We start from the raw sequence: 23,543 nt of genomic DNA, 5'->3' as shown, positions 1-23,543 counted from the left end.
ACTAGAGGAAGAGGGGGGCCGGGTGTCCGTGACGGGTTAAGGGTCGGAGAAGAGGTCTCCGGCGCCCGGCATGGAGATTGGTCTCATGAATATGCAGATCCTGGACGGCCGTCGTGACGCGAACGGTGGCTACAAAGTGGATGTCAGCCGCGGCGAACGGATCGGCCGCGTGTCATCCGAATGGTTCTCGCGCCCGGCGGACGAACGCTATCTGTCACTTAACGAACTGATGGATTCCGTGCGTAACCGGGCCGAGCGTAGCCGGACACGCGTGGTGGAAAGCGCGCTCATCCATGTGGAGGCAAGCCGCGCAGACGCCGAGCGGCTGCCCCTGATCCTGCCCGGTTCGGACATGCCGGTGGCGCCGACGCACTGGAGCTTCGGCCAGCTCGCAGCCCAAGTCGGTGCTCCGGCCGCCTATCTGCGCCAGCTCCCGGCGGCCCTTGCGGGTATAAATCTGCAATATGGCCTGACCTCCAATCGGGCAGAGCAGATCAAGACGCTCGAAACCGATGATGGCCGCATCGAGCTTCGCGCCGTCACTGGCTCGGACTATGGGCGCATCTACGATTATGAGCTGGTCGAGGCCGTGCAGCGCATCGCCGGCAACGGCGCTGGCGATACCCGGTGGAAGGTGCCGGGGGTGCTCGACTGGTCAACCGGGATCTACAATCCGCACGTTGACATCACCAAGGACACGACGACGCTCTATGCCAGCGACCGCGACGTGTTCCTGTTCCTCGTCGATGATCTGAACCCCATTGAGGCCGGGCGTCTGCCGGACGGCTCGCCCGATCTCTACTTCCGCGGCTTCTATTGCTGGAACTCGGAAGTCGGGGCGAGGACGCTCGGCATGGCAAGTTTTTATCTGCGCGCGGTCTGCCAGAATCGCAATTTGTGGGGCGTCGAGAATTTCGAGGAAATCTCGATCCGCCACAGCAAGTATGCGGCCTCCCGCTTCGCCCACGAGGCGGCTCCGGCGCTGCTGAACTTCGCCAACTCTTCTCCCATGCCCTTCATCAACGGCATCAAGGCCGCCCGCGAGCGGATCGTTGCGAAGAGCGACGAGGATCGCACCGACTTCCTGCGCCGGCGTGGCTTCTCCAAGGCCGAAACTGGCAAGATCATCGACACGGTGCTGGCGGAAGAAGACCGCCCGCCCGCGTCGATTTTCGATTTCGTGCAGGGGATCACCGCAGTCGCACGCGACAAGCCCCATCAGGATGCCCGCCTCGACCTGGAGGCCAAGGCCAAGAAGCTGCTCGATTGCGCAGCCTGAAATCCGTGAAGCCGGAGATGCGGATGTCCGTATTTCCGGCTTTGCGCGTTCGTGCCTTCCCGTTTGTCCGGTTGCGTGGCGCTGCCCTCATAGAGTGAGAGGGCGGCGCTTCGCTTCGTGACGGGTTGGAGGTCGAGAGAGAGGCTCCCGACCGCCCGTCGCGGAGATTATCCCGATGGCTACTGCCACTCAAAAAATCACCCTGTCGTCCTCGCGCGACATCCCCTTCAACAAGCTCGTTTTAAGCCAATCGAACGTCCGCCGCATAAAGGCCGGCGTTTCGATCGAAGACCTTGCGGTCTCGATCGCGCGTCGCGGCCTGATCCAGAGCCTTCACGTCCGGCCAGTCCTCGACGCTGAAGGACAGGAAACCGGAATGTTCGAGGTTCCTGCCGGCGGTCGCCGCTATCAGGCTCTCGCGATCCTCGTGAAGCAGAAGCGCCTCGCCAAGACAGCGCCGGTTCCCTGCGTCGTCGGCGATGCCGCCAGCAACATCCTGATGGAGGAGATCTCGTTCGCCGAGAATCACGAACGCATTCCGCCCCATCCGCTCGACCAGTATCGCGCTTTCCAGACCATGCGCGACAAGGGCATGAGCGAGGAAGACATCGCCGCCGCCTTCCTCATCGACGTCAATGTCGTAAAGCAGCGCCTGCGCCTGGCCTCTGTTTCGCCAGTCCTGCTCGATCTCTATGCCGAAGACGGCATCGAGCTGAAGCAGCTCATGGCCTTTACCGTCTCTGAGGATCATGTTCGCCAGGAGCAGGTTTGGGCGGCGATCAAGGATGGCTGGCAGAAGGAGCCTTGGCAGATCCGCCGCATGCTGACCGAGACTGCGGTACACGCATCCGACAAGCGCGCCGTGTTCGTCGGTATCGACGCCTACGAGGCGGCGGGAGGCTACGTTCTGCGCGACCTGTTCGAGGACGACAACGGTGGCTGGCTGCAAGACCCGGTCCTGCTTGATCGGCTGGTCGGCGAAAAGCTGAAGACCATCGCCGAGGAAATCGCTGGCGAAGGTTGGAAGTGGGTCGAGATCGCCGTCAACTTCCCCTATGGCCACAATGACGGCCTGCGCGAGATCGTCGGCACGGCTGCCGATCTGACCGACAAGGAGCGTACTGCCCGCGAGGCTCTGCGTGACGAATATTGCCGTCTCGAGGCCGAATATGGAGAAGCCGACGAACTGCCCGACGAGATCGATCAGCGCCTTGGCGAAGTCGAACAGGCGCTCAACGCCTTCGAGCAGCGTCCGGTGATCTACCATCCGGCTGAGATTGCCCGCGCCGGCGTCTTCGTCAGCATCGATCGCGATGGTGATCTGGTGGTCGATCGTGGCTATGTCCGTCCCGAGGATGAAGCTCCGCTCGTCATCGATGGCCAAGAGGGCAACGGCGATCCCGATGTCGTTGCTGCAGAAATCGACACTGACGGCGTCATCCAGCGCGCCGTCATCACCATTGGCGGCCTGCCGGTCGAGCCCGAGGACGATGACGAGGAAGACGTCATCAAGCCGCTGCCCGAACGGCTTGTGGTCGAACTGACTGCACATCGCTCACTCGCGCTCCGCGATGCGGTCGGCGCCAATCCGCATGTCGCGCTTACAGCCCTGTTGCACAAGCTGGTCCGCGATACCTTCCAGCGCACCAGCACGTCGGGCGCGAGCCTGCAAGCCTCGGTCAACCACGTCTTCTTTCGTGAACAGGGCAAGGATCTCGCCGATGCTCCGTATGCGAAGTCCGTCTCCCAGCGGCATGAGGACTGGAAGGCGGATATTCCGGCCGACGATGACGCGCTCTGGGATTGGCTTGCCGTGCTCGACAACGCCAGCCGCCAGGCGCTGCTCGCCCATTGTGTCGCCTACGGGATAAACGCGCTTTATGAGCGTCCGAATCCCCACAGCGCCACCGGGATTTCACAGGCGGGGCTTGACCGCCGCATGGCCGAAGCCGATCGGCTGGCGCGCGCCACTGGTCTGGACATGGTGGATGTCGGCTTTCGTCCCACGGTCGAGAACTATCTCGGCCGCGTGACCAAACCTCGCATCCTTGCGGCCGTCCGTGAAGGCGCCGGCGATCGGGCGGCCGATCTGATCGCCCATCTCAAGAAGGGTGACATGGCCACGGAGGCGGAGCGGCTGCTGGCAGATACCGGCTGGTTGCCCGAGCCGCTACGGCTTGCCGATCTCGATGGCGAGGTGATCGCGGAGGCCACGGTGGACGCAACGGTCGAAGCAGATGGCGGCGGCGAAGCGTTGCCCGATTTCCTCGCCAGCGAGGATGAGGACGATATGGACAATGCCGACAACGACGATGATCGTATAGCGATGGTCGCCGCCGAATAGTCGCGACGCGGGGCCGATATGATCGACCCCGCATTTCTGCTGCCCTTCAGACAAGGCGTTCCGCTGTCCGGCGGAGCGCCCTGTCTCATGTTGGCTCCATCATTCCGACGGACAATTCAGGGGTGGAGCTGTATCAATGGCGAACAGCATTTCTTGAATTTCTTGCCGCTCTGGCAAAAGCAGCGGTCATTCGGTCCAGTGTTGCGGGCGAGATCGACGAAGACCGCGCCAAGGCTTTGCTGGACGTCTCGTCCGAGCGCCGCGAGATGGTCGCGATCCATGGTGAACTGGTTTCCGACGGAATGCCGCTCGATCGTTCTCTGCAATGTGTCGGCAGCCCGTATCCAGTCCGGAACGCTCGCAAACAGACCGAGGCTCTTCTTGATATTGATCAGCCGCCTTTGTCCCACGAAATCGTATGTGCGGGTGGGGTCGGGAAGAAACAGGATGTTCGTCTCGCCGTTGATCGGCGGGGTGATATCGGTCAGCACCCCGTCCTTTTCCCAGACGGCATGATGTTCCGCCTCGATGAACACACGCGGCCATTCCCAGATCAGCCAGCCATAGACGAGCGATCCGCCATCACGGCTCACCTTGGCCGTGACATTGTTGAAACATTCGGATGGTTGCGCATCGTCTTCGGCCCGGACCGAAACGTAGAGCGGCATGGTGTCGGAATCGATGCCGTCGCAGAACTCCAGGATCGCCGGGCCAAGCTCCTCCGGCACGGTCGTATAGCTCTTCTTGAACAGGTCGGTGCTGATGGCGGGCACGCCGATCCTCCGGACTCGGTTATGGCGATCAGTCGCGACGCACGACGACGACCTGCGACAGGCCCCGGTCGATAGCCTGCTCCTTTGCCCGCTCGATCACCTCGTTCAGAAGCATGTCGAAGGGGCCGGAACCTCTCCAGTCCTCTTCGTCGCTGACGTGGAAATAACCTTTTTCACTGGTGCCGGGAACGCCGTCCCTGTGAACGCGCACAACGATGTGACGTTCATCCGGCATTTCGGGCGGCGCCCAGATAACTGTTACCATTTTTCGGCCTCCATAACCCATGCACGAGCCGTCACCATAGCGTCATCGACAAGACGGGCCATGTCCGCACCAGGAATCATCCTGTGCCGGGAGAATATCTCAACTCATGGCGGACAGTTCCGATTTATGATCTTCTCCTGCTTATTTCCTTCTGGACAATAGTTTGAATATCCGACGAAACAATATCGCCGCTGCATTTGGGGGATCGCATGGAAGTCGAAGGACAAACGATCCGGGCGATATGGGATGCGTTGCAAAGACCGGAGCCGTCCGATCGCCCTGTTCCGGTTTCGTTGGCCACAAGGATTACTGAGGCCGGATGGGCATCGACAGCCGATATCGAAGATTTGCTGCTAATGCTCGACCGCAGATCGGACCCGCCTGCGGTCATTGATATCGAAAAGTTCGCCGCCGCGCTCAACCTGCCGTTTCGCGCTGTGTTCTCGCGCCCGAAGTATCGGCTCGATGACGGTTTCGGTCGTTCCATGCTTTCCGCGATCGATGCCGCCGCCTTTTGCATCTTCATCGAACGGCTGGGCTTCCGGATCGATCTGACGACCTTGTGCGCTCGGCTCAAGGGGGCAACTCCGCCGGTTTCCCATCTGTGCGAGGACGAGATCTCAGTTCTCTTCTATGATCAGAACCGTCATCGCATGCCGCCTGTGACCCTCTCGGCGCCTCACCGGCCATGGCGGGGAATGCGCACGATGCGACACAAGACGGGATCGGGCTACCGACTGGAATATGTGATTGATGACGATGGCGAGCCCTTGTGGCTGAAGATCGTCGCTCCGAAATATCGCAAGCGCCCAGAGACGCAATCCGTGACCTGCCCCGATTGCGGAATGCTCTACGTCAAGGGCCTGCGGACCGACGAACAGGTGCACCGGTCGTTCCACCGCAAGCGCTTTGCCATCATCGACCCGAAGCCGAACCGGCAATTCGCAGACGCATTGTCTCGCGATCTCGACGCTCCCTGGGTGGATGCGTCTTCACCGAAATGGAAACGCAAGGCGGTTTATGATCGGGCGCTCGAGTTCAAGCGCGAGCTGGGCTACGATTTCGTGCAATGGCAGACCGACCCCGATCACGACAGTGAAGCGGTCGGGTTTCTGTTTTCCGATGACGAGGACCGGATCGTCGGCGCCTGCACGTTTCGCCCCCAGCCGGCTGGACGTGGCAAGAATCCTTGGCGGCTCGACTGGATATGGATGTGCCCCGATGCGCGGCGCCGGGGTCTGTTGGGGCGCCAGTGGGATCGCTTTCGTCAGCGGTTCGGTGTCTTCGACATCGAGCCGCCGATCTCGGAAGCGATGCAGGCGTTTTTACGCAAGCGAGGATGCGCCGGCCTGATCAGGTGATCGTTTCGAGGAATTCGGCCAGCAGCCTGTTAAACGCCTGCGCCTCCTCGCGATGGACGGCATGACCTGTCCCGGCGAGCCGGATCGGCTTGCCCGTCCAGACGTTCCGGTAAGAGAGGCTGTCGACATAGTCCAGATTGACGACGGGATCGTCAGCGCCGTTGATGATCAGCAGGGGGATCGCCGTCGTTTCGGCCACCTTGCGCTGGTCGCTGGTTTTGCCGGCCTGTGCGTCTTCCATCATATATTGCCGCGCCCGGCCGTCGGTGCGCCGGATCGCGGCGAGGAACGTTTCATTGCCTTCGTCCTTTTCCCCGAGCGCCATCCTGGCGATCATTCCGACCTGTTCTTCGGTAATGACGAGGCTGCCGGTATAGGCCATGTCCGGGCTGGGCACGAAACCGGCGATCAGTCCCTCGATGCTGTTTTCGATCGGCGGCGTGCCGAAAAGGGCGGCGCCGGCAATCGACGCTTCGTGGCGCGCGAGCAGTTCCAGCGCGACATGACCGCCGAGCGAGTGGCCAAGAAGCATGTATCGCGTCACGCCGATCCCGACCAGCAACTCGGACACGGCGGACGCATAGCCGCTCATGCTGTAACTTCGACGTGGGTCTGTCGCGTCGGAGGAGCCTCCGTGACCGGGCAGGTCGATGGCAATGGTTCGGTATGTGTTCCCGAATGCCGCAATCTGGGGCGCAAAGCTCTCTTTGCAAATAGAGTTGGCGTGCAACATCACAATCGCAAGGCCATCGGCGCGATTATCGTAAAAAGCTATTCTGCCGTGTGATGTGTCGAAAAACTGTTCTTCCATATGTTCTCTCATGTCGCTTATCGTTCACGTCGCCGTCCCGGATTTGATGGGGACGGTTGCCACGCATGTTCATGACGCGGGGGGAAGCCGCAATATGCAAATCTGCATGTAATGGCGGTTGTCGGAAAGGAAGAGGACCGTGGGACGGGTTTGAGCCCGGGCGGTCGAGAGAGAGCGCTGCGCGGGCTTCCCGTTCCCGCTCTCCTGAGGCTTCCTCTCATGAACATCGCCTTGCCCGTGGCCGCTCCGGTCGCGCCTGTTGCCCATGCGCCCGCCATTCTCGCGGCCGCCAATCACCTTCTCGACCATCTCGAACGCGGTGAGCGCGTCGACACGACTGTCCTGCGCTCGGCCATGGAAACCGCCTTCGGTGTGTCCGATTCCAGCGGAGTCTGGAATTGGAAAGCAGCCTACGACGCTTGCGAAGTCGCCACGGTCCTATTTCTGCGCAAATACGGACGTGCGCTTTTCCGTAAAGCCGTCTCTCCGGTTTCGCGGCTTTCCGCCCTGTCGAAAATCGCCGGTCTCCTGCCGACGCACACTCGACGCTCGGAGGAGAGCCAGGCATTCCAGCAGTTTTCGACGCCCGTTCCGCTGGCCCTGGCGAGCGTGACGGCGGCGGCCATCACGTCGAATGACATCGTGCTTGAACCTTCGGCTGGAACCGGACTTCTCGCCATCCTGGCCGAGATCAGCGGCGGCACGCTCCTCCTCAACGAGCTGGCCGAGGTTCGCGCCGAACTGCTCGCCTCTCTCTTTCCGGCGATCGCCGTCACGCGCGTCGACGCCGCGCAAATCGACGATCATCTCGCACCAGGCGCCGCGCCATCCGTGGTGCTGATGAATCCTCCATTCTCGACCCTGGCGAATGTCTCCGGCCGTGTGGCCGATGCCAGCTTCCGCCATATCGCCTCGGCGCTGAACCGCCTCGCGCCTGGCGGGCGGCTGGTGACGATCACCGGCGCCAACGTCGGTCCGGAACTTCCCGACTGGCGCGACGCCTTCGTCCGCTTGCAGGACAGGAGCACGATCGTCTTTTCCGCCGGTATCGCCGGCCCGGTCTATGCCAAACACGGCACGACCTTCCCGACACGGCTCACGGTCATCGACAAGACGCCTGCTGATGATCCGGCCATCGTCCCGGCCTCGCCGGGCATGGCGCCCGACGTCGCCACGCTGCTCGGCTGGATCGAGGCGCAGGTTCCGGCCCGCCCGCCGGTCGCGTTGCCGCAAATCCCGGCGCAGCTTCCGGCGGCGGCGCCCAAGAGCGTGCGCGGCTATCTCGCCCGCTCGGCCGCGTCACGTCTTGCCGCGACCGTCGTCTCCGATCCCGAAGGTGTGGAGCTGGCCTACGAGACGGTGGATTGGACGCTGCCCGACACCGCTCATCTGACCGACGCCATCTATGAGGAGTACGGATTGCAGTCGATCCGTATTCCCGGCTCTCAGGCGCATCCGACAAAGCTGGTGCAGTCCGCTGCGATGGCGAGCGTCGCGCCGCCGAAGCCGAGCTACCGGCCGATGCTGCCGGCCAACATCCTCGGCCTTCTGTCCGACGCCCAGTTGGAAACCGTGATCTATGCTGGCGAAGCCCACTCCGACTATCTCGCCGGATCGTGGACGGTCGATGATACGTTCGACGTCATTCAGGCCGCCCCGGCCGACGCCGCAAAGGCGGTGCGTTTTCGCCGCGGCTTCATGCTCGGCGATGGGACCGGCGCGGGCAAGGGACGCCAGTCGGCCGGCATTATTCTGGACAATTGGCTTCGTGGTCGCCGGAAGGCTGTCTGGATCTCGAAATCCGACAAGTTGATCGAGGACGCGCAACGTGACTGGTCGGCCCTCGGCATGGAGCGCCTGCTGGTCACGCCGCTGTCGCGCTTTCCTCAAGGCGCAAGGATCACCCTGTCGGAAGGCGTCCTATTTACGACCTATGCCACGCTACGCTCCGACGACCGTGGAGAGAGGGTTTCCAGGGTCCGGCAGATCGTCGAATGGTTGGGCTCCGACTTCGATGGAGTGATCATTTTCGACGAAAGCCACGCAATGCAGAACGCCGGCGGCGGCAAGGGAGAACGCGGCGATGTCGCCGCATCACAGCAGGGGCGCGCGGGCTTGCGGCTGCAGCACGCGCTTCCCGATGCGCGCGTCGTCTACGTCTCCGCCACCGGCGCCACTACGGTCCATAACCTGGCCTATGCACAGCGGCTCGGCCTGTGGGGCGGGGAAGACTCCCCCTTCACCACGCGGGCCGAGTTCGTGGAAGCGATCGAGGACGGCGGCGTTGCAGCCATGGAGGTTCTGGCCCGCGATCTCCGCTCGCTCGGTCTCTATACCGCGCGCTCGCTGTCCTATGACGGCGTGGAATACGAGCTGGTCGAGCACAAGCTGACGGATGAGCAGCGCCGCATCTACGATGCCTACGCCGGCGCGTTCGCGATCATCCATAACCATCTCGACGCGGCGATGGAGGCGGCCAACATCACCGGCAGCGACGGCACGCTGAACAGGCAGGCGAAGTCCGCCGCCCGCAGCGCCTTCGAATCGGCCAAGCAGCGGTTCTTCGGGCACCTCCTGACCAGCATGAAAACCCCGACGCTGATCGGCTCGATCGAGCGCGATCTCGAGGCGGGCCACGCCGCCGTTATCCAGATCGTGTCGACCGGCGAAGCGCTGATGGAGCGTCGGCTGGCCGAGATTCCGACCGAGGAATGGAACGACGTCCGCGTGGACATCACCCCCAGGGAATATGTCCTCGATTACCTCGCCCATTCCTTTCCGGTCCATCTCTACGAGCCGTTCACGGATTCGGATGGCAACCTGTCGTCGCGTCCGGTCTATCGCGATGGCCAGCCCGTCGAAAGCCGCGAAGCCGTCGCCCGCCGCGACGACCTGATCGAGCGGCTTGCTTCGCTCCCGCCCATTCCCGGCGCGCTCGACCAGATCGTCCAGCGCTTCGGCACGGACATAGTGGCGGAAGTGACGGGCCGCTCCCGCCGCATCGTCCGCAAGGCGGGTGCCGCCTCCATGACGGGAGCCGAGCCCGTCGGCGATCGCCTTGTCGTTGAGAACCGTGCGCCATCCGCCAACCTGGCGGAGACGGCCGCCTTCATGGACGACCTGAAGCGCGTGCTGGTCTTCTCGGATGCGGGCGGGACGGGGCGCAGTTACCATGCTGAACTGTCGGCGCGGAATCGCCGCCTGCGCGTCCATTATCTGCTGGAGCCCGGCTGGAAGGCCGATGCTGCCATTCAGGGGCTCGGCCGGACCAACCGGACGAACCAGGCGCAGCCGCCCCTGTTCCGCCCGATCGCGACCGACGTAAAGGCGGAGAAGCGTTTCCTCAGCACCATAGCTCGGCGTCTCGACACGCTCGGCGCGATCACGCGCGGCCAGCGCCAGACCGGCGGCCAGGGCTTGTTCAGGGCCGAAGACAATCTCGAATCGCCCTACGCGCGCGACGCGCTGCGCCAGCTTTATCTCCTGCTGGTGCGGGGCAAGATCGAGGGCTGCTCGCTCGACCGTTTCGAGGCTGCCACCGGCCTGAAGCTGATGGACAGCAACGGCGTCAAGGACGAGTTGCCGCCCATTACGACCTTCCTCAACCGGCTTCTGGCGCTCACCATCGAACTTCAGGGCATCCTGTTCGCCGCCTTCGAGCAATTGCTCGACGCCAAGGTGCAGGGCGCCATCGCCAGCGGCATCTACGATATCGGGCTGGAGACGCTGACGGCCGAGAGCTTCGTCGTCACCGACCGCAAGACGATCTACACCCATCCGGCCACCGGAGCCGAAACGCGGCTGCTCACCATCACCGAGCGGCGGCGCAACCGGCCAATGACGCTCGACGATGCCTTCGGCTGGATCGCCGACGGCAACGGCAAGCTGCTGGTAAATGCCAAGTCAAGTCGTGCCGCCGTGCAGGTTCCGGCGCCTTCGCTGATGCTAGACGATGGCGAGATCGAGCGGCGGGTGCGGTTGATCCGGCCGATGGAGCACCACCATGCTTCGCTGAAGATGATGGCGGAAAGTCATTGGGAGGAAATCGACCGCGAGACGTTCGCCGCCATCTGGAGCCGCGAAGCCTCGGAAGTGCCGGCCTTCTCGGACAGCACCATCCATGTGGTCGCCGGGCTTCTGCTGCCGGTGTGGAAACGCCTGCCGAATGAATCGACGCGTGTCTATCGGCTACAGACCGATGACGGCGAGCGAATCATCGGTCGCCGCGTCTCTCCGGCCTGGGCCGCCAATGCGACTGCGGCCGGCAGGACCGTGCTTGCAGGTGATGATGCCTTCGCCGCGCTGATGGACGGCCGCACGATCCTCGATCTTGCCGAGGGCCTGCAGCTTCGCCGCGTCCGCGTCATGGGCGCGAACCGCATCGAGCTTTCCGGCTTCAGCGGGGCCATGCGCGAGCGGCTGCGCGCGTATGGCCTCTTCACCGAGATCATCTCGTGGAAGCTCCGCTTCTTTGTTCCAACTGATGCCACGGGCGTCACGGCGCTCGGCAAGCTGCTCGAAACCTATCCGGTCGAACGCGTCGCCGAACGGGAGGTAGCGTGATGTCCCGTCACGATGCCTCAGACCTGGCAATCCGTCTCGGCCGACATGCCGAGGCGGTCTGCCGCCATTATCTCTCGTCCGGCCACCGTGCCGGGCGGTACTGGCTGGTCGGAGATCCCCAGAACAGCCCCGGCCGGTCGATGTTCGTGCGCCTTGCCGGGCCGGAAACCGGCAAGGGAGCCGCAGGGAAATGGACGGACGGCGCAACGGGCGAACACGGCGACCTTCTTGATGTCATTCGCGAGGCACTTGGTCTTGTCGACTTCAAGGACGTGGCCGAGGAAGCACGCCGTTTCCTCTCGCTCCCACACCCCGAGCCGGAAAGGACGAGGACACCGACCGGCAGGACATCGAGCATGGCGGTCAGCTCGCCCGAAGCGTCGCGGCGGCTCTTCGCCATGTCGCAGCCGATCGGCGGCACGCTTGCGGAAATCTACCTGGGCGGGCGGGCGATCACGTCGCTCTTCGGCACGGCCGCGCTGCGCTACCATCCGCGCTGCTTTTACAGGCCCGACGAGCATTCTCCCACTGAGACATGGCCGGCGATGCTCGCTTCCGTCACCGACCTTGCCGGACGGCAGACCGGCGCGCACCGCACCTGGCTCGCCCCGGACGGTTCAGGCAAGGCGCCTGTTGAAACGCCGAGGCGGGCGATGGGCGACCTTCTCGGGCACGGCGTCCGCTTCGGCGTGGCCGGCGAGGTGCTCGCCGCCGGAGAGGGGATCGAGACCGTGCTGTCGCCCCGCCAGGTCTTGCCCTTCATGCCGATGCTGGCGGCGCTGTCGGCCGCGCACCTCGCTGCCATCCTGTTCCCGGCAACGCTGCGCCGGCTCTATGTCCTTCGCGATCGCGATCCGGCCGGGGATGGGGCAAGGGACAGCCTGACCGCCCGAGCGGAGAGCGTCGGCATCGAGGCGATTGCGCTATCGCCGGTTGGCGAGGACTTCAACGACGATCTGCGCTGGCGCGGCACCGATGCCCTCCGGGCGGCTTTGAAGGATCAGCTTCATCCCGAAGACATCAGCCGGTTCATGGAGGGGTAAGGAGATCGCCGGTGGATGAGGCGCGCCCCAGGCATCCCCACCTGCCGTCTCCGTCATGCCCGGAAACATCCTTCCTCGTCGGAGAGAGCGGCGCCCACGGCCTTCTGAGAGGGCGATCGGCTCACAAACAGGCCGGCCGGGCAATGGCGCGGCGGCCGACTATTTTCCGCCGGCGGGGACGAGCCCGCCTTTGCAGCGCGAGACAAAATAGTCGGCCTTGGCCATCAAGGCCCTCGCGAAAGTGCGATGGCTGCCAGTCCGTCTCGCCTGTGAGCTTCGACGCCTGCGAAGGCCGCGATGGACGCGGTCTCAGACGAAGGATGCTCCCGATGATGAACGAAGACGACAACGTAGGCTTCGAGCCGGTCCACGCCTCATCCCCCGCCGATCATCTCCTCACCGAACTCCAGCTCTATGGCTGGCGTCCGTTTCAGGACGAACCCGATCCGAGGCCGCTTCCGGAAGGCAATATGGTCGCCGCCGCGGTCACAGATATCTTCGACGCCCTCGTCGCCACACTCGGCGATACCCGCCTCGAACCCGATCTCGACGATCTGCTCTGGGGGACGGTCAATCTCTTCCACCGGGCCACCGGCCGGGTGGAGCGCGACCTCGACGACAACGAGCAGGCGCAGCGCCGCCTTCAGAGGGAACAGGACGGCAGCGAGGTGAAGTCGGTCGAACTGGAGCGCTTGACGGCAGAGGGGCAGACCCTGATCGAGCGGCGCAACAGCATGGAACTCTTCCGAGACCTCTCGGCGGAAGCTTTCGAGCACCACACCGGCACGCCCTGGCGGCCGCGCACCGGCTCGATGGTCAACCATCGCCATCTGACTTCGGCGATGATCGACAGCCGCGACTTCCTTGCCGCGAAGCGCCGGGCCGACACCGAGGTGATGGTGCCCGCCGGTCCCAAGGTTGCCGTGACCGGCGGTGCCGACTTCAGCGACCATCGCCTGATCTGGGCGAAACTCGATCAGGTCCATGCAAAGCACCCCGACATGGTGCTGCTGCACGGCGGTACGCCGAAGGGCGCCGAATTGATCGCTTCCCGCTGGGCAGATCACCGCAAGGTCCAGCAGGTCAGCTTCAAGCCCGACTGGACAAAGCACGGCAAGGCCGCGCCCTTCAGGCGAAACGATGCCATGCTCGATGTCCTGCCGGTCGGCGTCCTCGTCTTCCCAGGCACAGGGATTCAGGAGAACCTTGCGGACAAGGCCCGCAAGCTCGGCATTCCCGTCATGAAGTTCGACGGTGGCGCGTAAAGCGCCGCCGCCCGGCGGCTGTTTCAGCCGCCTTTACTTGACGGAAGTCCCGATTCTGGGTCAAATAAAGCATCCTTGCAGCAACGGTGAAACAGCATAGTCGCAGGTGGAGCGTATCAGCCGGCAGCCTGTCGTGACCATCACCCGTTCATCTGGAGGTTTCCATGACGCTGATTCTGCTTGCCATTTCCTTGACGATCACGCTTTGCGTCATCGCCTATAATTTCGCAATCTATGCCTTGCCCTTTATGGCCGGGCTGACCGCCTTTCAATACGTCCATGGAATGGAAGCCGGGTTCCTGATGTCAGGACTTGCCGCCATCGTTGCGGCTCTGTTTTCGGTGGCGCTGGTGATCGCCGTTGTCGGCTTTGCCAAAAATCCGGGTTTGCGCCTGATAGCGCTCGCCGTCTTCGCTGTGCCTGCCATGATCGCCGGCTATGCCCTCGTTCACGGCGTGACGAAGAATTTCGTCGACTCCACGATCGTGTTGAACCTGCTCGGCGGCGCAGGCGGCCTGTTCATCGGCATCGCGGCGATGCTCAACCTCAACGCGCTCGGTACGTCCGTCCTCTCGCGCTGATGTGGCCGTCGCGATCTGCCGCTCCCTGAGAAAATCCCCGCGACTTGCGGTCGGGGCCTCCGGCTGATTAGACCGGGCCGGTGTGCCAGCGCCGTGTCCAAGGTTTTCGATTTTGCCTCGCCCGGTTCGGGAAGCGGGTCATCGAACCCCAATCCCGCGGCCGCGTATAAGTCGGTGCCCTGCTGGTCGGCCCGCTTGGAGCAGTGGTCAACCGCGAGCACCTTCATTTCCCCATGTCCGCCAATGTCCGTGGATCGAGCTTTCTGCCATTGGGATGCGGAGCGATGCCATCTGCCTGAAGCTCGGTAGCCGTTGGTGTCCCAGCCCGTCTGTCCGGCTGGAGACACAGGTTGCCGGTAAAGGCGGGTCTTGCTGCTGCCCCCGATAATGGGATTGCAGGGGCATCCTGTCAGAACGCTGCTGCCGGCAGGGACGAAGATCCTGCTGTGCGGCTCCGTTTGGGCTCTCAAAGGCACCAATCCCTCCGACTGACTGATCCCCTAAGTCCGTTCAGTTTCCGACCGCAACCCCCGCGGTTTCGGACCGAGTTGGCGCAAAGCGCCTGCCCGCACCACTCCGACCTTGGGGGTCAAGCTGCCGCCGAGGCGTCAGTGCAGGCGTCTCCGGACGGCCTTGGCCGGGTCTCGTCGGAGGGATGGTCCCTCCGAGGAGCAACGGAGACTCACAATGCAGAACATCGTCATTCTCGCCGGCAACATCGGCCAGGACCCCGAAACCCGCAATACCCAGAGCGGCACCAGCATCACCCACTTTACCCTGGCGACCTCGCGCCCACGCTACTCGGAAGGCAAGGTGGTCCGGGACAATAACGGCTACCGGGTCCAGGACACCGAATGGCACCGCATCACCGCCTTCAACGGCCTCGGCAAGACGATCCAGGAACATTGCGAGAAAGGCATGAAGGTTCTGGTTCGCGGCCGCATCCACTACACCAAGTGGACCGACCAGCAGGGCAACGACCGCTATGGCTGCGAGATCATCGCCGAGACAGTCGACTTCCTGAACCGGGCGAAGCAGACCGACAACGAAGATGGTCAGTTCACCGACGACAGCGACATCCCGTTTTGAGCGGGATGCCAGGAGCCCGGCGGCGCAAGCCGCCGGGATTTTCATGTTCGCGTTGATCACGACCATCGTGTTCAGGCCAATCTCGTCCGGCGACGACTGAAGCCCTGTCCGGCTCAGGCGAACAAATCTCGCCCAGTCCCATCCGGTCATATCTGGCGGCGGGCATCACGTTCCATCTCTGGGGCACGCCGAGGATCGAGACCATCAGGGTGGCGCATCGAACAGTTGCAGCGATGGGTGCTGCAAGGTTTTCCGGTTCTTGCCTGCGCGCACCATTCCCCGCTCTTTGAGACGCAACCTTGGTTTCAATCCCGGCCTTCCAGGGTCAACCCTTTCAGGGTCCGCTACGCGAGCGTGCGGTCGCCTCGGCCTTGCCTCCGCGATGACCCCGGTCGGGACCAAAACACTTCGGGCGCCTGTCGAGCGGGGGATGGTCCCCGCCTCCAAACAGGAGCCGGAAAATGTCCCTTGCAGACGCTCATGCCTACGCCCTCAGCCTCGCCGCCACCCTGATGGTCTCGATCGTCATCTTCCGTGCCGGCGACGGAACCGTCAGCGTGATGCCCGCCACCGAGTATGACGGTGATGACGAGACCGTCATCAGGGAGATCGATCCATTCACCTGAGGGATAGGGCTTCGGCCCCGCCGCCGGGGACCGGCGTTGCAGCCGCCGGCTGCAGGTTCCTGCTGGTATTCAAAGCCAGCAGCGACTACTGTAGATGGCACATTCGCGCGCTCCTCAACGAGGCGAAATTCCTCATGCGGAAGCGGATGAGTTGTCGCCTCCGTCGCGATATAATGCCAACTCGCAATTTGAGGGATTTTTGTGCGTTGCATTTTCTGTAAGCAATCATCTTCTTCATCAAAAAGTGTAGAACACATAATTCCTGAATCTCTGGGGAATAAACGGCACGTTTTGCCAAAGGGAATCGTTTGTGACGGCTGCAACAATTACTTTTCCAGAAAGGTCGAAAAGCCGTTTTTGGATCTGCCGGCCGTTCGGCAGTTGCGTTTCCAGCAGGATATTGAAAGCAAGCGCGGCAACATCCCATCGATAACCGGATTGATAGCACCGGATATACCGGCACTGCTTACAAAATATCCGAAGTATGATTTCACCTCAGTCCAGGTGTCCGAGCCGGATCTCGCGAGGCTTCTCCAGGTTAAGGAAGGAACGGTGCTGTTTCCGCTGGCTGGAGACCTCCCCAATACGCCGGTAGTCTCGCGATTCCTAGCGAAGATCGCGCTGGAGGCGATGGCCTTGCGCCTTGTCGAGTTTCCCGAAGGTATTGCCTACATTTGTGACGAGGCGCAGTTTGATGTCCTGCGCGATCATGCCAGAAAGGGTTATGTCAGCCCTTGGCCCGTTCACATCAGGACCATTTATCATCAAAACGGAAAGACTTTCGGGCCCAAGGGTAATGCAGAGCAGATTGTTCACGAGTTCGATTTTCTTGTAACCGATCAAAGCGAATGGTTCTTTGTCCTGGCGATATTCGGGGTGGAGTTTACGATCAACCTGGGAGGGCCCGAAATTTCCGGCTATCGGCGTTGGCTTGAGCAGACTGGCGGCCTTAGCCCACTATACACCGACAGGCATGGCGGCCTTGCCGCGATGCCCAAATAGCAATGTCACCTCCGTTGGTGGACCGAACTACCGATCGAGAAACATTGCGATATCCGGATGCTTGTTCAAAGGGACAACGAACAGAGGGACACTGAGGGCGAGCGCAGCACGATAGGCCGCAAGTACCGACCGTTCCTGATGTTCAGCGAGCTCTTCATGCGATCGAGTCGGTCTCGTTCTCCGTGTATCCGATAAACGTCGCAATGCGATCTTTTCAACGTCATCGACCAGGATAACGAAGCGGGAAACATCGATCGCCGAAAAAACTGAAGGCGAAATTTCCACTAGACCATCAGGGGTGTCTATGACGGTGTGACCATCGAGAACGATCAATCCTTCTTCCGGCGCGCGTCTCATGAAGCCGGATATCAGAAGGGCTTGGTTGTCATCGATATTTCCCTCGCGCAGAAGATCGTGGGCGACAGGCTTGCCTTGGCGCTCCTGCCTCTCCGCCCTGATGAGATCACTGGCCTGTAAATGCTCGAAAACAAGTCCTCGTTGCGCATCTTCGAGAAGCGTCGATTTCCCGACGCCTGGCAAACCCACCAAGGCAATAACCCTCCGCCTACTCATGCTTGAAATCCAAGGTCGACTTGCGAAAGCAGGACATCCAGACGAGGGCGCGGTATGCGGAAAATCGATTGAGGCGGATGCTCCGCAATAACCTTGCTCTCTTGAAGCTGCTTCAACCCGATAGCAGGATCAATATAGGCGGCGAGCAGGTAGTTGATGACTTTGACGGGCGATTCGGCAGATGCCTGCCAGCCCTCGATGTCCTTTTCACTATATACCGACCGTCCGCCTGTCATCTGGAGCAGTTCCCGGGTGGATCGCGCAAGACGAACGTCCTCAAGTATTCCGATTGCCGACATTGCCTGCGACGGTGACGCCGCCGATTTTCCCTTGTAGAAGAACAAGAGTGACCCTGGCGGGCCTAAATTTGATGGGGCGCGGCACAGATAAACCTTTCGGATTGTGTTGCCCGGTCGCCGCGGGCCTCCTCCTAACCCGAGCGCCCCGAAGAGATCCAACTGGTTCTGCTGCTTGAGATCCGGATAGAGGATGTCATGATAACCCTCTTTGATCGGGATACCGAACGCCGCGGTGTCCGGCACGATGGCGAAGCGCGGATAATTCAGCCGATGGACATCAAAGTGATTGTCGCCATCTGTCGGCGTGGGTGCGCGCGTGCCCATACGTTTTTCATAGATCCTCTCATCGTCCTCTTTTGTCGCAGTATGGGTGAACCCGAAATACTCAAGAAGATCAATAAGGGAGGTCTGTCCCTCATATGTGGTGACATAGACGAGGTCATATTTGTTCTTTTGAGCGAACCAAAAGACCTTCTTCAAGAGCAGCTCACCGAGCTTAAGGCCGCGTCTCTCCGGCCGAACCTTGAACGTGCAGATCTTCAGTATCTTGTTGGCTTTTTCAGTTGCGTCGGTATCCGAGCCGGTCTCATCCTTTCTGACGAGAAGGCCGGCAACTCCGTCGTCTTCGATGATCCAGCAAAGACGCCGCTGCTTTACGCATTTTTCCGTCCACCATTTATCGAAACCGGGATAGTCCTCGCGCAGACTGTCGAAGATAGTGTCCGTCAGAGGTATCGCATGAGCGGCGACCTCATCGACGAAACGCACCGGCGCTTCGATCGGTTCATAGGTCGTTCGAAGGAGCTGAACAGCGTCTGCTACATAGAGCACCCGGCGACCGAGTTCCGGAGAATGGCGCCTGGCCCGCTCATGGAGGCCTCTGTCCTGGCTGACAAGAAAGTCCACGGCGCCGATGTGAAGCGCATGGAGCAGGGTGGCGTCGACTATGTCGTTGTGCTTCGGAAGGGGCCCGAATGCCTTTGAAAGGTCTGCGGCGGTCAAGCCGCGGACTTTAGATAGGGATTGAAATTTACCGAGCTTACTTAGAGATATCGCTCTGCGGGCCGTATCCTTGTCGCGGCCAACATCGTCGCGCGCGGCCTCGTGAACGAAAATATCGACCTTGTGCTTGGCGGCGAGGCTTGTAAGTGCGGAAAAGGCCGGCTCTACGGTTTTATTGTCTTCCAGATGAATAATTACATTCGTATCAATCAGATATGTTTGTGTGCTCATTCCGGAGCGCCTTTTGAAGCTCGGGCTTCGCATAGAGGAAAGATTGCGGAGCCTTAAATCCAAATCGCTCTTTCAATTCGGGCAAGGTCAGCGGCCTCGGAAATCGGCGCGGCGTAGACAATTTCAGTGCAAAGCCTTCTTCCAGGCCACTAAAGTACTCGTCAAAATCGGTTTTCCTGATCGAAGCAGATCGACCGTGCTTTTTCCATAGGACAGAAAGCGCAAGACGTTCAACGTTCTCGATTTTAATTGCGCCCACCAAAGCCATTTCTGGTGACGTAGAATAAATATACGCAGTAGCGCCGGGAGCTACTGACAAGGGGAACCGCCTTCTCAGCTCAATGGTCTTAACGCCATCAAATATCTTGCCCGAATAGTTCGGCTTTATGCTGATAACGATGTCCCGTATTGTAGGGCGGGCATCATCGCGGTCGCCAAAAATCGGAAGGACATACTGATCGTCGTCGGCAATGGCTCTACCAAGCTCGGACTGGATCCGTATTCCCAACTCCGAATGGACTGGAAATGCTGCATCAATGCGCAAGCTCGCACCGAGAGCCTCGACATAGCGCTGTAACGAAGATATCTGGACGTCGCCTCGCTGTTCGATTTTGGAAATCGCCGCTTGGCCGACACCCAAACGCTTAGCCATCTCGAGTTGGGTAAAGCCCGCAGCCTCCCTCAACGCCCTGAGAGATTGACCCACGACGCGTCCCGCGTCGCCATCGCCAACCCGGACGGCGTCAACAAATTCGCGCTCACCCGACATCATTCCACACCGTATCTCTCCGAATCACATCACTTTGGATATTCCTTTAAGGGAATATTCGGGCGCGAACAAGACATGTGCGGAACCTGAAGGTCATGCGAAGACCTCCTTGTAGTTTGGCAAAACGACTAAATAAGATCGGAGTCGTGCAAGTAGCGTAGCCCGAATAGAGAAGATGGTTCCATCGGCTCCTCTGATCCCATCCTGTGGCGACCGTGTGCCTACCACGAAGAGAAGCATGATCTAGCGGGAGATTTCGCTCAATTCTTATCGTCGGGCATAACAAGATCGACGTGGCTGACGCCGAGAGCTTGAGCCAGTTCATATAGCGTGATCACGGTCGGATTCCGTCGGCCGCGTTCAAGGCTGCTGAGGTATTGTTGACTAAAGCCAGAACGCGTCTCAACCTCTTCCTGGGTCAGGCCCTTCTCCCGACGCAGGCGGGCGAAGTTTTGGCCGACCAATTTGCGCATATCCATGCGCCGCAAGATCGCGGTTTACATACTTTAAGTTTATCAACTATAGTATGTAAGTGAGCCAATGGCGAAGATTGGGGTCGTGCAAGCAGCATGGCCCGAACAGAGAAGCCGTAGTTTGGAATGTGCGCAGATCTGTGTGAGGGGTGATCATGTAATGACCGCCGCCCGACAATTGTGGGCTGCGCGTGCGTTTCTGGATTGGACACAGGAGACGCTTGCTGACAAGGCCCGGGTATCACGGACCGCGCTCAAGCGCCTCGAATCCGAAAGCGGTCTCGAGGTGTATGAGAGCGCGCGCGATCAGGTACGACGGGTTTCTGAAGACAACAGGATCGTCTTCCTCAACTCCGGCCCTGGTGTGGGAGTGATGCTTGTCAGCGAAAAGCGCTAATTCGGAATCGATCATAGCGGTGCGCATATTCTCGAGCCCAAATTTTACTATACCATTGAAAATTCCGCTCACGATCGCCAGCAACGTGGGCAAAAGCGGAACGGGAGGACTGCATGACCAAAGTTAAACTCGCGGACTGTCCGCCGACCGACGCCGAACTCACGGCCTACGACCGTGAGCATCTCAAGCTTTATCTGCGTCTTCTCGATGCGGAGGCGGAGGGTGCCGATTGGATGGAGGTTGCCGAAGTCGTACTTCTCCTCGATCCGAAGCGCGATGCCGAGCGCGCTCGCCGGATCTATGCAGCTCATCTTGCACGAGCGAAGTGGATGGCCGAACACGGCCATTCCGCCCTTTTGCGCTCAAGCCTTCATTGATCACTGTCGCATGATGCAAAACCTGCATCACGTTACGCGGCCTTCGTTGTTCCCAAAAGCCGACGAAGTTGAGATCGTCCCCCCTCCGTAACCCACAGTCGTAAAATGTGTGGAGGTTTGGAGGAATGCCGCAAGACCAAGACTGGCGATCGGACGCCAACTACGATTTTGTCGATCAATTGACAACTTCCGAACTCGCCTGGGAATTCCTTCGGCGAAACGAAGACTACCGGAGAGCCTACAGGGATCTTGCCGCTCGCGGCCAGCTTCATAGCGACCAAGCGCGCGAAGTCGCTGAAAAATGGGGATTGTGCTTTTGTTGCAGATCCTCAGCGCACAGCACTCGACCAGCCCGTCTTCTGGACCCCGATTGCCGACCCCGGAGCCATTCTGCTCCACAGGGTCTTATTCGCTTCAAGCGATACTGGGACTGCTGAAGAATTCATCCGAGCACACGCGGTCGACAGCTCTGGCGACTGGCACCAGCGGATCAGCGTCCATGAAGAACGTTTCGAGGTCATCCGGATCGATTCCGATTCCGGCGGCATTCTGGTCGCCATCATCATCCTCGACGACGACACACCGGATCGGCTTCACGCGCTAATCCGCTTTTCGGCCATGCTGACCAGCCAGCGCGTCCCGCCCGACAATCGCCTGACGCCGCAGCGTCGGCGGCGCACTCGCCAGATGCTGCGCGTCTTCGATGCTCGCTCAGCCGGCGCGACCTACCGTGACATCGCCATCGCGATTTACGGACGTTCGCGCGTCGCCTCCGAGCCCTGGAAAACATCCTCCTTGCGAGACGCGGTCATCGGCCTCGTTGAGGGCGGCTTTACGATGGTCGATGGCGGCTATCTCCAGTTGCTACGTCGCCGCCGCCGATCCTAGCAGTTTTCGTTCCAGCCATGGGGTGGGGATTTTAGCCCCTTTAAATTCCCCATCCCCCCTGACGGCTCTTCTCCGCCACCGTGGTCGTCATCCGCCGCTGAACCGCAGCGGCCACCAGCAACCCCACGGAGGCCCGATCCATGCGACCCGATCTTGCCGTTTTGCCGCCGCGCTACCTGCGCACCAAGGAAGCCGCGGAATTCCTGAGCCTCTCCGCCCGAACCCTTGAGAAGCACCGGACCTATGGGACCGGCCCGTCCTATCGCAAGCTCGGCGGCCGCGTCGTCTATGCCGTCGACGACCTCGAAGCCTGGGCCGAGCGCGGCGCCGTCACTTCGACCTCCGATCCGCGTGGCCAGGTGCTGCCGGCGAAGCGCCAGACGCTCCCCGCCGTGCCGCAGCCCGGCCGCTACGCACGCTGATCGCGGCCGGTTTCCCGAATGGCGGCGCGGCATCGGTCCTCCTCGGAGCGTGGGCAGCTCGATCTGTTCCGGGCGCTCCCGGGCGACTTCGCGCCAAGAGACGCGCAGGATCTTATGGCTTTCCCATTTTTCTCCCTCTCGAAAACCCATCGTGTCACGCCGATCGACTTCATCGCCGGCAATGTGACGATCCGGGTCGAAGCCGTTCCCGATCACGGCATGGCCACGATCTGGGACGCCGACATCCTGATCTGGGCGGCAAGCCAGATCGTCGAGGCGCGCGACGCGGGGCTGCGCACCTCGCGTCTCATGGCCGCCACCCCCTACGAAATCCTGAAGTTCGTCGGTCGCGGCACCTCGCTTCGGGATTATCAGCGCCTGAAGGCGGCACTCGACCGGCTCCAGTCCACCACCGTCGCCACCACCATCCGCCAGCCCGCCGAGGGGCGCCGTCACCGCTTCTCGTGGATCAATGAGTGGAAGGAACGGACGGACCGGCACGGCAGGCCGGACGGCATCGAGATGATCTTTCCAGACTGGTTCTACCAGGCCGTCCTCGATGACGCGCTCGTGCTCACCATCGATCGCGCCTATTTCGATCTGACGGGCGGGCTTGATCGCTGGCTTTACCGGATCGTCCGCAAGCACGGTGGCCGCCAACGCGATGGGTGGCGCTTTGACTTCCGGCACCTTCATCAGAAATCCGGCAGCCTGTCTCCCTTCCGGCGCTTTGTCTTCGAAATGCGCGACATCATCCGCCGCCAGCCGTTGCCCGGCTACACGCTGTTCATGGAAATGGGGGTCGGTGGCCGGATGCTGCTTGCCTTCGCGCCCTGTGGACAACCTGTGGACGGCCTCGTGCTATCGGGAACGCCCAATATCGTGCCATCAGGAACGCCGGTATCGTGCTATCGGGAACGCAAACAGGGCTTAACCGATGGCAATAAAACCGGAAATCGCGCTCTTAACTTAGAATCTAACCCAGAATCTAACTTTGAAGAGCGCGCGCGCGATGTGCAAAAGCTCATCCGGGAGACCGCAAGCGGCCTTAGCGTAACTGTCGGTTTCCCCAAAAGCGTGGACGGGGGCCGATAAATGATTGAACGGCTC

Annotated in this window: 24 protein-coding genes; 17 read left to right on the top strand and 7 right to left on the bottom strand. The window is 61.2% G+C overall.

Translation table 11 applies throughout. The features are described from left to right. The first annotated feature begins 85 nt into the window (after positions 1–85). Together JZX88_RS20235 and JZX88_RS20230 are read left to right on the top strand one after the other, a co-directional pair. Positions 86–1,279 carry a DUF932 domain-containing protein gene (locus tag JZX88_RS20235; protein WP_206914546.1) on the top strand — a complete coding sequence of 398 codons (1,194 nt, stop codon included), beginning with the start codon at positions 86–88 and terminating at the stop codon, positions 1,277–1,279. Positions 1,280–1,454: 175 nt separating this feature from the next. Then, positions 1,455–3,623: a ParB/RepB/Spo0J family partition protein gene (locus JZX88_RS20230; protein WP_173995665.1), complete on the top strand. Its 2,169-nt coding sequence runs from the start codon at positions 1,455–1,457 to the stop codon at positions 3,621–3,623. A 116-nt stretch (positions 3,624–3,739) separates the two neighbouring features. Here the strand turns inward: JZX88_RS20230 and JZX88_RS26455 are convergent, their stop codons facing one another. Together JZX88_RS26455 and JZX88_RS20220 are read right to left on the bottom strand one after the other, a co-directional pair. After that, positions 3,740–4,396, bottom strand: coding sequence for an SEC-C domain-containing protein (locus tag JZX88_RS26455; protein WP_173995666.1), 657 nt, complete (start codon positions 4,394–4,396; stop codon positions 3,740–3,742). A gap of 28 nt (positions 4,397–4,424) precedes the next feature. Further along, positions 4,425–4,661: a hypothetical protein gene (locus JZX88_RS20220; protein WP_173995667.1), complete on the bottom strand. Its 237-nt coding sequence runs from the start codon at positions 4,659–4,661 to the stop codon at positions 4,425–4,427. 209 nt (positions 4,662–4,870) lie between these two features. Here JZX88_RS20220 and JZX88_RS20215 point away from each other — a divergent pair, with 209 nt between their 5' ends. Next, the gene (locus JZX88_RS20215; protein ID WP_206914545.1) at positions 4,871–6,022 is read left to right on the top strand and encodes a C2H2-type zinc finger protein; all 1,152 of its coding nucleotides are present in this window, start codon (positions 4,871–4,873) and stop codon (positions 6,020–6,022) included. On the opposite strand, the gene JZX88_RS20210 is transcribed toward JZX88_RS20215, so the two are convergent. Next, positions 6,015–6,710 carry an alpha/beta hydrolase gene (locus JZX88_RS20210; protein WP_336510554.1) on the bottom strand — a complete coding sequence of 232 codons (696 nt, stop codon included), beginning with the start codon at positions 6,708–6,710 and terminating at the stop codon, positions 6,015–6,017. The two genes, JZX88_RS20215 and JZX88_RS20210, sit on opposite strands and share 8 nt — an antisense overlap. On the opposite strand from JZX88_RS20210, the gene JZX88_RS26450 reads away from it, so the two are divergent. The 8 genes from JZX88_RS26450 (at position 6,657) to JZX88_RS20175 (ending at position 17,002) form a co-directional block, all read left to right on the top strand. Beyond that, a complete protein-coding gene (locus JZX88_RS26450; protein WP_336510556.1) occupies positions 6,657–6,809 on the top strand; it encodes a hypothetical protein in 153 nt (50 codons plus the stop codon). The genes JZX88_RS20210 and JZX88_RS26450 overlap by 54 nt on opposite strands. A gap of 243 nt (positions 6,810–7,052) precedes the next feature. Further along, positions 7,053–11,396, top strand: a complete 4,344-nt coding sequence (locus JZX88_RS20205; protein WP_173995669.1) for a strawberry notch-like NTP hydrolase domain-containing protein — start codon at positions 7,053–7,055, stop codon at positions 11,394–11,396. Continuing rightward, positions 11,396–12,439 (top strand): toprim domain-containing protein, encoded by a 1,044-nt coding sequence (locus JZX88_RS20200; protein ID WP_173995670.1) that lies wholly within the window; start codon positions 11,396–11,398, stop codon positions 12,437–12,439. Before JZX88_RS20205 ends, JZX88_RS20200 begins: the two co-directional genes overlap by 1 nt. Positions 12,440–12,768: 329 nt before the next feature. After that, the gene (locus JZX88_RS20195; RefSeq protein WP_173995671.1) at positions 12,769–13,704 is read left to right on the top strand and encodes a DUF2493 domain-containing protein; all 936 of its coding nucleotides are present in this window, start codon (positions 12,769–12,771) and stop codon (positions 13,702–13,704) included. A gap of 164 nt (positions 13,705–13,868) precedes the next feature. Further along, positions 13,869–14,285: a hypothetical protein gene (locus tag JZX88_RS20190; RefSeq protein WP_173995672.1), complete on the top strand. Its 417-nt coding sequence runs from the start codon at positions 13,869–13,871 to the stop codon at positions 14,283–14,285. Positions 14,286–14,972: 687 nt separating this feature from the next. Beyond that, entirely contained in the window at positions 14,973–15,374 is a 402-nt protein-coding gene (locus JZX88_RS20185) for a single-stranded DNA-binding protein (RefSeq protein WP_060719729.1), read from the top strand. A gap of 461 nt (positions 15,375–15,835) precedes the next feature. Continuing rightward, positions 15,836–16,000 (top strand): hypothetical protein, encoded by a 165-nt coding sequence (locus JZX88_RS20180; protein WP_173995673.1) that lies wholly within the window; start codon positions 15,836–15,838, stop codon positions 15,998–16,000. Between the two features lie 201 nt (positions 16,001–16,201). After that, positions 16,202–17,002 carry an HNH endonuclease gene (locus tag JZX88_RS20175; protein WP_173995674.1) on the top strand — a complete coding sequence of 267 codons (801 nt, stop codon included), beginning with the start codon at positions 16,202–16,204 and terminating at the stop codon, positions 17,000–17,002. 27 nt (positions 17,003–17,029) lie between these two features. Here JZX88_RS20175 and JZX88_RS20170 read toward each other — a convergent pair whose 3' ends face one another. The 4 genes from JZX88_RS20170 to JZX88_RS20155 all read right to left on the bottom strand — a co-directional run bounded on the left by JZX88_RS20170 (position 17,030) and on the right by JZX88_RS20155 (position 20,355). Beyond that, entirely contained in the window at positions 17,030–17,575 is a 546-nt protein-coding gene (locus JZX88_RS20170) for an AAA family ATPase (protein ID WP_173995675.1), read from the bottom strand. Continuing rightward, positions 17,572–19,107: a GNAT family N-acetyltransferase gene (locus JZX88_RS20165; RefSeq protein ID WP_173995676.1), complete on the bottom strand. Its 1,536-nt coding sequence runs from the start codon at positions 19,105–19,107 to the stop codon at positions 17,572–17,574. Before JZX88_RS20165 ends, JZX88_RS20170 begins: the two co-directional genes overlap by 4 nt. After that, positions 19,082–19,876, bottom strand: a complete 795-nt coding sequence (locus JZX88_RS20160) for a helix-turn-helix domain-containing protein (RefSeq protein ID WP_173995709.1) — start codon at positions 19,874–19,876, stop codon at positions 19,082–19,084. The genes JZX88_RS20165 and JZX88_RS20160 overlap by 26 nt, the downstream gene beginning before the upstream one ends. A 260-nt stretch (positions 19,877–20,136) precedes the next feature. After that, positions 20,137–20,355, bottom strand: coding sequence for a helix-turn-helix domain-containing protein (locus tag JZX88_RS20155; protein ID WP_173995677.1), 219 nt, complete (start codon positions 20,353–20,355; stop codon positions 20,137–20,139). Between the two features lie 154 nt (positions 20,356–20,509). On the opposite strand from JZX88_RS20155, the gene JZX88_RS20150 reads away from it, so the two are divergent. The 6 genes from JZX88_RS20150 (at position 20,510) to JZX88_RS20130 (ending at position 23,528) form a co-directional block, all read left to right on the top strand. After that, positions 20,510–20,746, top strand: coding sequence for a hypothetical protein (locus JZX88_RS20150; protein WP_173995678.1), 237 nt, complete (start codon positions 20,510–20,512; stop codon positions 20,744–20,746). Between the two features lie 113 nt (positions 20,747–20,859). Then, on the top strand, positions 20,860–21,123 hold the full coding sequence (locus tag JZX88_RS20145) for a DNA -binding domain-containing protein (RefSeq protein WP_173995679.1): 264 nt from the start codon (positions 20,860–20,862) through the stop codon (positions 21,121–21,123). A 125-nt stretch (positions 21,124–21,248) separates the two neighbouring features. Next, on the top strand, positions 21,249–21,560 hold the full coding sequence (locus tag JZX88_RS26165) for a transcriptional regulator domain-containing protein (RefSeq protein ID WP_236775390.1): 312 nt from the start codon (positions 21,249–21,251) through the stop codon (positions 21,558–21,560). After that, on the top strand, positions 21,493–22,011 hold the full coding sequence (locus tag JZX88_RS26310; RefSeq protein ID WP_371741209.1) for a DUF2285 domain-containing protein: 519 nt from the start codon (positions 21,493–21,495) through the stop codon (positions 22,009–22,011). The genes JZX88_RS26165 and JZX88_RS26310 overlap by 68 nt, the downstream gene beginning before the upstream one ends. A 140-nt stretch (positions 22,012–22,151) precedes the next feature. After that, positions 22,152–22,433: an AlpA family transcriptional regulator gene (locus JZX88_RS20135; protein WP_060719725.1), complete on the top strand. Its 282-nt coding sequence runs from the start codon at positions 22,152–22,154 to the stop codon at positions 22,431–22,433. A gap of 18 nt (positions 22,434–22,451) precedes the next feature. Further along, on the top strand, positions 22,452–23,528 hold the full coding sequence (locus tag JZX88_RS20130; RefSeq protein ID WP_173995681.1) for a replication initiator protein A: 1,077 nt from the start codon (positions 22,452–22,454) through the stop codon (positions 23,526–23,528). The last annotated feature ends 15 nt before the right edge of the window (positions 23,529–23,543 follow it).

The organism is Agrobacterium sp. OT33, assembly GCF_017313365.1.
Lineage (GTDB): Bacteria > Pseudomonadota > Alphaproteobacteria > Rhizobiales > Rhizobiaceae > Agrobacterium > Agrobacterium rhizogenes_A.
Note: the sequence above shows the minus strand (reverse complement) of the source record. Positions and strands in the feature narration are given on the sequence as shown.